Annotated in this window: 10 protein-coding genes; all 10 read right to left on the bottom strand. The window is 36.2% G+C overall.

Features of this window, described 5'->3' with window-relative positions:
• Positions 1 to 151 precede the first annotated feature (151 nt).
• Positions 152 to 754, bottom strand: coding sequence for a nitrite/sulfite reductase domain-containing protein (locus VEI_RS04495; RefSeq protein ID WP_059362375.1), 603 nt, complete (start codon positions 752 to 754; stop codon positions 152 to 154).
• An 81-nt stretch (positions 755 to 835) separates the two neighbouring features.
• Positions 836 to 2,014 carry a radical SAM family heme chaperone HemW gene (gene hemW / locus VEI_RS04490; RefSeq protein WP_059362372.1) on the bottom strand — a complete coding sequence of 393 codons (1,179 nt, stop codon included), beginning with the start codon at positions 2,012 to 2,014 and terminating at the stop codon, positions 836 to 838.
• A gap of 1 nt (position 2,015) precedes the next feature.
• Entirely contained in the window at positions 2,016 to 3,815 is a 1,800-nt protein-coding gene (gene lepA / locus VEI_RS04485; protein WP_059362369.1) for a translation elongation factor 4, read from the bottom strand.
• 38 nt (positions 3,816 to 3,853) lie between these two features.
• Positions 3,854 to 4,915 carry a tRNA 2-thiouridine(34) synthase MnmA gene (gene mnmA, locus VEI_RS04480; RefSeq protein ID WP_059362366.1) on the bottom strand — a complete coding sequence of 354 codons (1,062 nt, stop codon included), beginning with the start codon at positions 4,913 to 4,915 and terminating at the stop codon, positions 3,854 to 3,856.
• 199 nt (positions 4,916 to 5,114) lie between these two features.
• Positions 5,115 to 6,353, bottom strand: coding sequence for a methionine gamma-lyase family protein (locus VEI_RS04475; RefSeq protein ID WP_059362363.1), 1,239 nt, complete (start codon positions 6,351 to 6,353; stop codon positions 5,115 to 5,117).
• A 17-nt stretch (positions 6,354 to 6,370) separates the two neighbouring features.
• Positions 6,371 to 7,294 carry a tRNA (adenosine(37)-N6)-dimethylallyltransferase MiaA gene (gene miaA / locus VEI_RS04470; RefSeq protein WP_059362359.1) on the bottom strand — a complete coding sequence of 308 codons (924 nt, stop codon included), beginning with the start codon at positions 7,292 to 7,294 and terminating at the stop codon, positions 6,371 to 6,373.
• The gene (locus tag VEI_RS04465; protein ID WP_059362356.1) at positions 7,291 to 8,085 is read right to left on the bottom strand and encodes a class I SAM-dependent methyltransferase; all 795 of its coding nucleotides are present in this window, start codon (positions 8,083 to 8,085) and stop codon (positions 7,291 to 7,293) included. The genes miaA and VEI_RS04465 overlap by 4 nt, the downstream gene beginning before the upstream one ends.
• 1 nt (position 8,086) lies before the next feature.
• Entirely contained in the window at positions 8,087 to 10,045 is a 1,959-nt protein-coding gene (gene mutL, locus VEI_RS04460) for a DNA mismatch repair endonuclease MutL (RefSeq protein WP_059362353.1), read from the bottom strand.
• The gene (mutS, locus tag VEI_RS04455) at positions 10,045 to 12,666 is read right to left on the bottom strand and encodes a DNA mismatch repair protein MutS (protein WP_059362350.1); all 2,622 of its coding nucleotides are present in this window, start codon (positions 12,664 to 12,666) and stop codon (positions 10,045 to 10,047) included. Before mutS ends, mutL begins: the two co-directional genes overlap by 1 nt.
• Before the next feature lie 2 nt (positions 12,667 to 12,668).
• Positions 12,669 to 13,985 carry a tRNA (N6-isopentenyl adenosine(37)-C2)-methylthiotransferase MiaB gene (gene miaB, locus VEI_RS04450; RefSeq protein WP_059362346.1) on the bottom strand — a complete coding sequence of 439 codons (1,317 nt, stop codon included), beginning with the start codon at positions 13,983 to 13,985 and terminating at the stop codon, positions 12,669 to 12,671.

Genomic DNA, 13,985 nt, shown 5'->3' with positions numbered 1-13,985 from the left:
AAAAAGACAATATAATATTTTTAAATAATTAGTCAAAAAGACAATTTTTGAATTTTCACAAAATAGTCAAAAAGACAACTAGCATCAGTAATTATGAGTACTAATAATTGAAAAACTCCTAGTCAAACTATAACTAGGAGTTTATTTCTATTTATAAATTAATTTTTTCTAACGGATTGCCGAGTCGTTCTAATAGTTTCCCCATTCTTTCTTTTGGTTCTCCATGTTCTGCATACCAGTCAATTAAAATATCTGCAGCTTTTTTTGCTTGCTCAATAGTTAATTTACGAAGTAGTATTTGACCAGCTTCTGGCCGCATGCCTGTATTGCCACCCACAGCAAGCATAAAACCTTGAGACGTACCAATAAATGCAATATCTTTAACCATAGCATCAGGACAGTTACGACCACAACCACTAATACCAATTTTACATTTATGACTCGTTTTACGCCCATAATGTTTACGTTCAATATAATCGGCTAAATCTTGCGTTTCCATTTGACCATTTTTACATTTACCTTTGCCAACACAGGCAATTAAAGAATTTACGCCCCTATGGATAACCGTTGTAACCCCTTCAGGTAATTCTGAAATTAATTGTTCTTTATCATCCTTTTCAATGCCTGTAATTTGAATCCCCGTCACAACATGCCGAAAAGAACCACCATATTTTTCCGCCAAACTTATGCATGCTTTCATTTGGTCCAAAGAAAATTCATTATGTAAACCATGTAATATAACAGATGTCTTCATCGTTCCTCCTAAATAAGCATGCACATTCATCATCATCCCAAATATAATAACATCTTATTTATTGAAAGACTGTGAAATATCTTACCCTTCTATGAATTGGCTAAATACATAATTTCCATGTTTAGTACCTTCTGATGTAAGATGATATGATTTACCATCTTTAACAATTAAATCTTTTTCTATCAATTCCTGTAAAATAGAACCATATATACTGTCTAATGTAACATTAAACTTTTCAAAAAAAACTGTCGTATTAATTCCCCATTTAGTGCGTAGAGCCAAAAAACAATAATCTTCGATAGCTCTTTGTTGATCAATTAATTCTTCATCAACGATAGGAAACTCAAAACAATCAATTTTTCTAGCATAAGGCATAACATTACGATTATTAGCTCTTCTTATCCCTTCAAAAAAGGAATGAGCTCCGGCACCAAAACCAAGATAGTCGCTATATTGCCAATATTTTAAATTATGGGTACTGTACGCACCATTTTTAGCAAAATTAGATATTTCATAGCGTTCAAATCCTAATTCTTGAATACCTTGCATCATTGTTTCGTACATCCTATCCTCTAAGGATTCATCAGGTAAAGAAATAAGTTCTTTCTCTACTAGATGATACAATCTCGTGCCACGTTCTACTTGCAAACCATAAGTGGAAATATGGTTAATAGGTAATTGGCTAACAAGAGTGATGTTTTCTTTTATTTCCTCAATCGTTTGTTTCGGCAATCCGTAAATTAAATCGATATTAATATCTGTAAAGCCAACCTCTGCCGCCCACTGAACGGCATCAATAGCAGCCTTACTATTGTGGCTTCGATGTAAACTTAATAATGATTTATCATTAAATGTTTGAACCCCAAAGCTAATACGAGAAAATCCAAGTTTCTGTAATCCCTTCAAATACGATATATCTATTTCTCCTGGATTTGATTCGATAGTAAATCGACAATCATTAGATAAGTTATAGGTACGCTGAATCGTATTTATGATTTGTTCTATTTGTGAAAGTGATAATTCGGTTGGTGTGCCACCACCAAAATATACTGTGTCTACCAATTTAGTGCGAGCTTTTGGATAGGTGTCCCCAAACATCGTGATTTCTTGTAGTAATGCATATATATAGGTATCGTAATACTCTTCCAAATTTTGATATGCTGGAAAGTCACAATATATACATTTTTGTTTGCAGAACGGGATATGGACGTATATCCCCATATCCCGCTGTACAAACAAATCATAATGATTTGTTTCCATATTAATCTTCTACCTTTAATATCGCCATAAAAGCTTCTTGTGGAATCTCTACAGAACCAACAGCTTTCATGCGTTTCTTGCCGGCCTTTTGTTTTTCCAAGAGTTTACGTTTACGAGAAATATCGCCACCATAACATTTTGCTAAAACATCTTTACGCCAAGCTTTTACAGTTTCACGAGCTACAATTTTTGTGCCTACCGCCGCTTGAATAGGAATTTCAAACATTTGACGAGGAATTAATTCTTTTAATTTCTCAGCTAATGCACGGCCACGTGTAGCAGCGCGGTCCTTATGAACGATGATAGATAATGCATCTACAGGTTCTCCATTTAACAAGATATCCATCTTAACCATTGGAGATTGTTTATAACCAATCAATTCATAATCAAGAGATGCATACCCTTTAGTAGCAGATTTTAATTTATCAAAGTAATCATAAATAATTTCGCTCAAAGGTAAGTGATACACTACGGATACACGTGTTTCATCTAAGTATTCCATAGATTGGTATTCACCGCGTTTATCTTGAGATAATTCCATGATAGTACCAACAAAATCTTTAGGCACAATCGTTGTAGCCTTTACATAAGGCTCTTCAATATAATCGATTTCTGTTGGAGGTGGCAATTTAGCTGGATTATCCACTTCAAGCATTTCTCCATTTGTTTTATATACCTTATAGTTTACAGATGGAGCTGTCGTAATAAGCGTCAAATTATATTCTCGCTCTAACCGTTCTTGAATAACGTCCATATGTAATAGTCCAAGGAAGCCACAACGGAAACCAAATCCCAGCGCCAAGGATGTTTCTGCTTCGTATTCTAATGCTGCGTCATTAAGCTGTAGTTTTTCTAATGCATCACGAAGATTTTCGTAGTCTTTAGACTCTGTTGGGTAAAGACCACAGTATACCATAGATACAGCCTTGCGATATCCTGGCAATGGTTCTGGAGCAGGATTATCCGCTAATGTTACAGTATCACCTACGTGGCAGTCTGCTACATTTTTAATACTCGCCGCAATACAGCCTACAGAACCACATGGTAATTCTTGTACTGGTACAAGATTCGGTGTAAATATTCCAAGCTCAGTTACATCAAAATCCTTTTTATCATGCATCATACGGATCGTATCCTTCATTTTGATAGAACCTTCTTGTACACGCACGTACGCAATAGCACCTTTATAAGCATCAAAACGACTATCAAAAATCAATGCTCTCGTAGGTTGGTCAGATTTATCTGCTGGTGCAGGAACTTTGTGTACAATCGCTTCTAGAATATCAGGAATGCCAATGCCAGATTTAGCTGAACATAATACTGCTTCTGATGCGTCTAAACCAATGATATCTTCAATTTCATGTTTAACCCGATCAGGATCGGCAGAAGGCAAATCAATTTTGTTGATAACAGGAATAATTTCAAGATCATGTTCTAAAGCGAGATACACATTTGCCAACGTTTGTGCTTCTACACCTTGTGCAGCATCGACTACGAGCAATGCACCTTCACAAGCTGCAAGAGAGCGAGATACTTCATAGCTGAAATCCACATGGCCCGGTGTATCGATGAGGTTTAAGATATATTCTTCCCCATCTTGAGCTTTGTACAAAATACGAACGGATTGCGCTTTGATAGTAATACCACGTTCTCGTTCAAGATCCATAGAGTCTAGGACTTGCGCTTCCATTTCTCGTTTTTGTAATGTGCCAGTATATTCAATTAATCTGTCTGCAATGGTAGATTTACCATGGTCAATATGAGCTATAATACAGAAGTTTCTAATCTTTTTCGTTGACATACTATGTAAACAAGTTCAAGGAACTTGTATTCTCCTTTCTAACATACGCGATCGATAACAGCACCTCCTAATAGTTGAGTGCCATTATAAAAGGCTACGGACTGACCTGGTGTGATAGCCCGTTGTGGCTCTTCAAAGATAACCTCCATCGTATCATCATCTAAGATACGTGCAGTACAAGGTGAAGGATTTGCAGCATAGCGAATTTTACCTTCTGCCTTTAATTCTTTATGAATTGCATCATCTAAGAAGTTATAGAATTTACAAATCATGCGCTTCGTAAAGAGTCGTTCATTAGGGCCGACGATAACCTCATTGCGGTCACCATTAAAACCAATAACGTAAAGTGGGTGCTTGTAAGCAATACCAAGACCTTTTCGTTGACCAATAGTGTAGTTAAATAAGCCATTATGCTTACCTAATACTTCACCATCTTCGGTAACGATATTACCAGTCTTTGGTTTTGCCTTCATTTCCTCAACCACCAACTTTTGATAGTTACCATGAGGTAAGAAGCAAATATCTACACTATCTGGTTTTTTAGCTACTGGCAAATCATATTCAGCAGCTAATTTACGTGTTTCAGTCTTACATTGGCCACCTAGTGGGAACATGAGGTGACTCAAAATACGTTGGTTCATATTGTACATAACATAGCTTTGGTCTTTGGTAGGATCAATACCTTTATGTAATTCATATAAACCTGTTTCTTCATTATAATTGACCTGTGCATAATGACCAGTAACCATATGTGTGGCACCCAGTTCAAGAGCACGGTTAAGCATCAAGTCAAACTTGATGTTCTTATTACAAAATACACAAGGATTTGGTGTACGACCATAGGCGTATTCTTTTACGAAGTAATCTACGACATTCTCGTAGAATACATCACGTGCATCGATAACATGATGCTCAATACCAAGAAAATCACACATCTTATTAGCATCTGTTACAGCAAGAGGTACCTCATCATAAGGCGTGCCACTTACCCACAGCCACAGGGTAATACCAAATACTTTATAGCCTTGTTTTAGTAGCATTGCAGCAGTTAAAGAACTGTCTACGCCGCCACTCATAGCTACAGCGATAACTTTTTCCATACTTTCTCCTTTTAATGATCTCTTGACCATAAAACTAATCAGGGTGAAAGCCTGACGTGTAAAAACACTAGTTCGGTGTAAAAGTCCGAGTAGTATTACTATAAAATTATAGCAACTTATATTATATCCTAGAACTGGGTACATTGAAAAGATTTGAAATGAAAAGAATCCCTTTCCAAAGAGAAAGAGATTCTTAAGATTATCTATGTTTCAATAATTCTTCTGCAGCGCCTAATATACCGAGCATAGAATGCTCAAATACAAGACCACCTTGCATGAAAATAGTATATGGAGGGCGCACAGGACCATCGGCACTAAGCTCAATAGATGACCCTTGTACAAAGGTACCGCCAGCCATGATAATTTTATCTTCATAACCAGGCATATCCCCAGGAATTGGATGCACATGCGCATCTACAGGAGAGTAAGCTTGCATGCCTACACAGAAATGCTCCATTTCCTCGCCATTTTTTAAATTGATGGCTTGAATCAAATCATAACGATCCGCATCTACCTTAGGAAATACTTCATATCCTAGTAATTCACCTACCGCAGCTGTGTATACAGCACCTTTAAGAGCTTGTAAAACTACGTGAGGAGCCATAAATAAGCCTTGGAAGAATAGACGATAGCCAGGCGCATAGGATCCCATATGATCACCAAGCCCTGGAGCCGTCAATTGATATGATGCATCTTCAACTAAATCCTCACGGCCCACAATATATCCACCGGTTGGTGCTAAACCACCGCCAGCATTTTTGATGAGTGAACCTGCCATGATATCTGCACCAGCCTCTAATGGCTCTTGAAGCTCTGTAAATTCACCGTAGCAATTATCTACAAAGCAAATGGTTTCCGGATTCTTAGCTTTCACAACATCCACGATAGCTTTAATATCCGCAATCGACAATGGCTCACGCGTACTATACCCACGAGACCTTTGAATAACTACGGCACGAGTATTATCATTTACTGCATTTTGAATCCCCTCTAAGTCATAACGATTATTTTTAAGCGGTACTTCTGTATAAGTAAACCCCTTCTCAATTAGAGAGCCTTTCACAGGACGAGTGTGGCCTATAACAGATTGCATCGTATCATAAGGAGCTCCCACAGCATAAATAAATTCAGATCCTTTAGAGCCATTTCCCATAATAGCCATTAATGTGGTTGCTAATGCATGAGTACCAGATACGAAATGTGGTCTCACTAAAGCCTTTTCGCCTTTAAAGACATAAGCAAAGACTTCATCTAATTTTTCACGACCACTATCATTGTATCCATAGCCAGTAGTGCCATTAAAATGATAATCAGATACTTGACACTCTTTAAATGCTTCTAATACCTTTTTCGTATTTGCTAATGCAATAGGTTCAAACTTTTTAAATTGTGGTTCAGCCATTTCAAGGGCTTTACTACGTATTTCTTCTAATGTCATTCTCTATCCTTTATTTCTTATAGGCTCATATCTATCATGGTACGTGCCATATTATAAATTTCAATCTCTGTAGTATTTGAATCAATAGTAATCCAATTAATGTAAGGCATACGTTTGTACCAGGTAATCTGACGTTTTGCAAAGTGTCGCGTATTCTTTTGAATTAAAGCAATGCATGCATCATAACTTATTAGACCTTCTAAGTATTGAACTACTTCTTTATATCCAATACCTTTGAAAGCCTGACAATCTGGATTTACCCCATTATTAATTAGACTTATTACTTCATCCACCAATCCTTTTTCAAACATGATTTCTACTCGGCGATTAATGCGATTATATAAATCACTTCGCTCCCTTTGTAAGCCAATAACTGGTCCGACATAAGACAATCCTTCTTTTGTTTGATTGGTCAAAGCGTTGTAGTCGCCAGCACACATCAACTCAATAGCGCGATATAGTCGGTGTTTATCGGTGAATCTTATTTCTATGCCACCTTTTTCTGCCAATTTACTAGCACGCTGACGTAACCCCTCTATACCTTGTTCAATATATAGTTTATCTAACTCTGTTCTTAGCTCTATATTGGGTTTAATATCATTAAAGTTATAATTCTCTAACAATGATTGAACATATAATCCAGTACCACCTGATAAAATAGGTAAAATAGAATTATGGTTTAAATTTTCTATCAATATTTTTGCTTGTTGCTGAAATACTGACACACTGTAATCTTCATTGGGCTCTAATATATCGATAAGATGATGAGGAACAGTATCTAGTTCTTCCTCAGTTGGCTTTGCAGTACCAATATTTAACTGTTTATACACTTGATATGCATCACCTGATATAACCTGTCCATGATAATATTTAGCCAATGCTAATGTTAAATCAGTCTTGCCTACAGCTGTAGGACCTACAATTGTAATTAATTTGTTCATTGTAACTCCTCATTTCTGTATACACCATAACCTATACGACTATATTTACCACCCACCCATTTCGTTGTTGGAAAATCTTTAAAAACTGAACTAAAGGGACGTTCTTTTATAATAAAACCTAGACGACTAACACGCTTAGCTTCTTCTATGACATGTCTTTTTATAGCCCCTTCAAAAGTATGTCCCCGTAGCGGTTTAAATTGTGGACTTTCTTCAATAGGCACTTCAAACATAGGATCAAAATATAATATATCCTTACTTTTATCTGGTAAATTTGATAAATAACTTTCAAAATCACAGTGGATGGCTTCTATACGACGTAACACTTCCGTTACAACATCATTATCATGTTCATAATGACGCAAACCAAACCACGTAGATAACCAAATGGGATAGGATGCTTCTAAACCCGTTATATTGGCATTCGGAAATGCATAAGCCATAACAATACTATCACTACCAATGCCAAGCGTACAATCAACGATAGAGATATGTTTAGATGATTCGTGTGTAAGAGTTTCTATAGCTCTCACAAGATGATCTTCCTCATTGCGTTCTAAACGCAGAATTCGCAATTGAGCCATTGATAAATGGAAGCTATGTTCTTGCTCTTCATTAAAATGAATTGTTAGCTTTTTATTAGAAACCACCGCAATAGGATTATCTATTAAAAACAACTCTGAAATAGGCTTTTTATGGCGTTCAACATAGGATAATCCCAATGAATTAGCTAGTTCTAGTGATTCTTTTTTTATTGTTGGTGATGCTTTTTGTGAAGTAGTAATAATCATGTTAAGACCTTAAGAATAATTTACCTAATTCATCAGGTGTAAACTTAATGATTGTAGGACGTCCATGAGGGCACACATAAGGTTTATCAGTATGAAATAAATCTTCAATCAAGGTAGTTATCTGATACATATTAAGATTATGACCGGATTTAATGGCTCCTCTACAAGAAGCATAAGCTAACATTTCATGACGCAATTGTGCCTTCGTAGGTTGTTCATGTTCATGCAAATAAGTAAATACATGGGATAATATTTCCTGCGCTTTACTTTCAACTAAATCTATGGGAGCTCCAACCAATTTAATTTGATTAGGACCGCCCAATTCAACTTCAAAACCTAAATCTAATAATGCATCTTGCTCATTTTCAACAAGATTCATTTCATCTTCTGTAGCATTGCTAAATACAGGAACTAATAAATATTGCATAGGTATAGACTCAGAGGATTTACATAACCGATCGTACCGAACCCTTTCATGGGCAGCATGTTGATCGATTATATATAAATCATCCCCTTTTTTAGCCAATATATAACAAGAAGCAACCTGTCCCATTGGTAAAAATCCAGATTTTTGAATTTCTCTTTGTTCATCGTCTATGCGTTGTTCTTGTATTTGATGAAATTTCTCTTTATCTTCTGTCGTATAGCTAGTATAAGCTGTAGGAACTGATGTAAATGAGGATTCCTCAAATGTTTCCTGTTCATACGTCGCTTTTGGAGCTGGTGGTGTAAACCCTTTTTCTTTTAAGGCATCTACAAAATCTCGTGTATCCTGACGTAATATCTCATATCCCTTAGTGCGCCGTCCGCCAAAAACCTTATCATAATCAATAGCTGTTGCAATATGCTCAGCTGTATCACTATGATCACTTAATACTTGTGGCGTTTTATAGGAATCATAGCTATTGCCTTGATTCTCTGTTTTTAATGGTTGTACGAATGTTGATGACTCACGTTCGTAACGTTCATGAAGTGGATTATTTAGTGCATTTAATATAGCATGATATACGGCCTTGAATATGATTTTATCATCTTCAAATTTAACTTCACTTTTACGAGGATGTACATTGATATCTACCATACCTGCAGGAACTGTTATATGTAATAAAACTAAAGGATATCCTGATTTAGGTAATAATGCATGATATGCATTATCAATGGCTTTTAAAATCGTTTTATCAGATATTACACGATTATTTACGATAATAGTTTGCCAAATACGAGTACTTTTTAACAATGTTGGTTTTGACACGACACCTTCAATATAGATATGTTCACTTTCATAAGCGATAGAAAAAATATCATTCTTGGTTTTATAACCGTATAATGCAGCTACTGTATCTTGTATTGAGCCAGATCCTGGTGTAATGATGGCTACACGATCATCAATAGTTAATTTAAAAGCAATATGCGGATTACTTAATGCCAATTTACCAACAATGTCTTGGATTTTAGATGATTCAGTTCGTTCGGTTTTCAGAAATTTACGACGTGCTGGGGTATTGAAAAATAATTCTTTTACCTCAATAGTCGTTCCTGGTGCTGAACCATAAGGAATACAATCGGTAAAGGTACCACCATCGATAAGAATGCGAGTACCTAAATCTTGTTCTACAGTTCTAGTTGTCAAAACAAAATGAGATACGGACGCAATACTGGCCAAAGCTTCTCCGCGAAAACCTAAAGATGCAATATCAAACAAATCCTCTACTGATTGAATTTTAGATGTTGCATGACGTAATACGGCAAGGCGTGCATCTTCTTCAGTCATTCCCTTTCCATTATCGGTAATACGCATGTATGCGCTACCACCCTCACCAATTTCAATCTCTATTGATGTAGCACCGGCATCAATTGAGTTTTCGATAAGCTCTTTAACAACCGATGCTGGTCTTTCTACTACTTCACCAGCTGCAATTTTATTTATTGTAGTCTCATCTAACACATGAATGGTTGCCATTATTTACCGCCTCCATTACGCGCCTCTACCTGCAATTGATGAATAACATTTAATGCCTCTATAGGTGTCATCGTATTAACATCAATAGCAAGTAAAGAATCTACAACAGAATGTGTAAATAAATTACTAAACCCATCTGTATCAATAGAAGGTTTAGCATATTTAATAGTAGATTCTGCTGTCATAACACGATTATCTAAATCGTCTGTATCAGGGTTTTGCTCTTCTAATGATTCTAGAATCACTTCCGCACGTTTTAAAACTTGCGCTGGTAAACCTGCTAATTTTGCTACATGAATACCATAGCTTCTGTCTGCACCACCCCTAATGATGCGGCGCAAAAAGGCAATATCTTTCCCTTTTTCCTTAACAGCCACCGTATAATTCTTTAATCGTGGATATACGTCTTCTAAGGGAATCAATTCATGATAATGCGTAGCAAACAATGTTTTAGCATGAATATGTTTACAAATATGTTCTACCACTGCTTGTGCAATACTTAAACCATCAAAGGTACTTGTACCACGACCGATTTCATCCAGGATAATCAAACTCTTAGAGGTAGCATTTTCAAGAATATATGCTACCTCCTTCATTTCTACCATGAAAGTACTTTGACCTGTAGAAATATCATCACTAGCACCTACACGAGTAAATACACGATCTACAGGAGAAATGGTAGCCTCCCTAGCAGGAATAAAAGATCCAATTTGAGCCATAATCATAAGAATGGCCACTTGTCTCATATAGGTTGACTTACCTGCCATATTAGGGCCTGTAATAAGCATAAATTCATCATCATCATGATTGAGTAATACATCATTAGGCACGAAAACTTCGCGCTTTAAGAATTTTTCTATTACCGGATGACGCCCATCGCGTATATTGATTTGTCCATTCATTACGATATTAGGACATATATAATTTGATTCATACGCTACGGTTGCTAATGAGGCGAGTACATCTAGTTCTGCTAAAGCCCTTGCTGTTTCCTGTACACTTTTAATAACACCCTTAATTTGATTACGTAAATCTTGATATAATTGCTGTTCTAAGGCAACAATTTTTTCCTTGGCACTTAGAATTTTAATTTCAAATTCTTTTAAATCAGGTGTAATGTAACGCTCTGCATTGACTGTGGTTTGTTTCCGAATAAAATAGGCCGGTACCTTATCGATTTGTGCCTTACTAACTTCAAAGAAGTATCCGAACACTTTGTTATACTTAGTTTTAAGCTTTAAACCGGTTTCTTCTTTTGCCTTATCTTCTAATTTTTGAAGCCACACTTCACTATTAGTAGCTAAAGAACGGAGTTCATCTAACTCTTCATTATAACCATCTCGTATTACACGGCCATCTTTTAATGTTAAAGCAGGTTGCTCCGCAATCGCTCGATTTAATAAATCATAAATATCAGCATGATTATTAATCCGCTCATTAATGGATGTTAGAGATAATCCAGAAAACTCTTTAAGAAGTTGTTTAATATGTGGCAATACTTGTAGAGATTCACGGAGAGATGTAAAATCTCGCGGAGATACTGAGCCTGTCTCAATACGGCCTACAATACGTTCAAAATCATAAATGCAATCTAAATAACTTTGTATTTCACAGCGTTCTCCATTTCGTGTGATTAGTTCTGCAACGGCTGCTTGACGACGTTGAATATGTGGAATATCCGTAAGCGGACTTTCTAGCCATTGTTTTAATAATCGAGCGCCCATTGGTGTTAAGGTACGATCTAATATATCTAATAAGGTTCCTTTTACACCACCATCCCGCAAATTATGGGTGATTTCTAAATGGCGCAATGAAGATGTATCTAAAATCAATCGATTACCTACATCCATTTGATGAACGTAATTGATATGGGAGATTTCAGTTTTAATAATATCCTGTAAATATAAGAGCATAAAGCCTAATGCGGCCAGTACATCCTCCTCCATAAGGCCCATATCTTGAAAGTGATTATTTGCTAATCGAGATGCATCTGAAGCACATTCAAAGGAAGTAAATGGAGACAATACTACATTATTAAATTGATTATGAATGAAATCAACGATAGATTGTGGCAAAATAGTTCCTTCAGGAACAATGATTTCAGCAGGTCTATACATGCTAAGAGAATCATATATTTGACTTATATTGTCTTGAGGTACACGATCCCAAATGACCTCACCCGTAGATACATCAGAGAATACAAGAATCCACGCTTCCTTAACCATATAGAATAATGCTAAAAAGTTATTACTTCGTGCATCATTACCATTTTCTGTCATTACTGTCCCTGGTGTAATCACTTGGATTACATCACGTTTTACGATGCCCTTTACAGCCTTTGGATCCTCAAGTTGCTCACATATAGCGACCTTGTACCCTTTTTTTACTAATGTTTCAATATAGCTTTCAGCAGCATGAAAAGGAACGCCACACATAGGTGTTCGTTCCTCGTTGCCTGTAGGTCTACCTGTTAAGGTAATATTCAATTCTCGAGATGCAATTAGTGCATCCTCGTTAAATAATTCATAAAAATCACCAAGGCGGAAAAATAAGAGTTCATCACTATGTCGCGATTTAATTTCTAAATATTGCTCCATCATTGGTGTTAATTTTGTTGCCATTCTTACCCCTTTTGAATGGTGCCGTAGCAGACCCATGTTTGTGCTTTATCAATATAGGCTGGTACAGTATCACCAATAGTTAACTCATCATCTTTTGGGAATAATACCATTTTATTCCCAGACGTACGGCCAAACCACATGGTTTCATCTTTAGCACTTGGACCTTCTACAATAATATCAAATATATGACCTTCCATAGCTTTGTTAAGTTCTAAGGAAATTTCATTTTGAATATCCATCAATTGTTGCAAACGAACACGTTTTACCTCCTCAGGAACTTGTTCCTCCATAGTAGCAGCAGGCGTACCAGAACGTTTGGAATAAATAAATGTATAAGCCATATCGTAGCGAACATCTTTTAATAATTGAAGCGTCTGTTCAAAATCTTCCTCAGTCTCCCCAGGAAAACCTACGATAATATCGGTTGTCACAACTACATTTTTAATTTTTTCTCTACAATAAGATAATAATTCTTTATAATGTTCCACCGTATAATGGCGATTCATCTTCTTTAAAATTCTATCAGAACCAGATTGGATTGGTAAATGTAAATGCGTAACAATATTACTAGAGCGCCCCAATGCATCAATCATTGATTTAGTCATATCTTGTGGATGACTTGTCATATACCGAATGCGTTCAATACCTGGAATATGATCAAGGGCATCTACTAAGGTGCCAAAATCGGTACCATCTTTAAAATCTAAGCCATAGGAATTAACATTTTGTCCTAACAACGTAATTTCCTTAAATCCTTTTGCCCCAAGCTCAGTTACTTCTTTTACAATTGCTTCTACGGGACGGCTAATTTCGCGACCGCGCACATGAGGAACGATGCAATAAGTACAAAATTTATTACAACCATTCATTATAGGAACCCAAGCAAAAAATGTACCATTAGGTTTTGCCTGTAATTCTGGAAGTACTGTATTATCCATGTCAACATTGATTTGATGCTTATGAGTGCGTTGAACCTCAGCAATCATTTCATTAATATATTGAATATTATGAGTACCTAGGACAATATCGATATGAGGTGCGCGTTTAAACATTTCAGCTTGATTTTTTTGTGCCATACAACCTGTAATAGCAATGATCAAATTTTTATTTTTTTGTTTTAAACGTTTTAATTCACCGATACGACCAAATACTTTCGTTTCTGCCGTTTCACGTACTGCACAGGTATTCAATAATATTAAATCTGCCGATTCTACATCATCGGTCGGTATATAACCTACTGTTTCAAGTTGATGTGAAAGACGCTCAGAATCGGCGGTATTCATTTGACAACCATAGGTATATATATAATATGACTTCAT

The sequence above is a fragment of the Veillonella tobetsuensis genome (assembly GCF_001078375.1).
GTDB lineage: Bacteria > Bacillota > Negativicutes > Veillonellales > Veillonellaceae > Veillonella > Veillonella tobetsuensis.
Note: the sequence above shows the minus strand (reverse complement) of the source record. Positions and strands in the feature narration are given on the sequence as shown.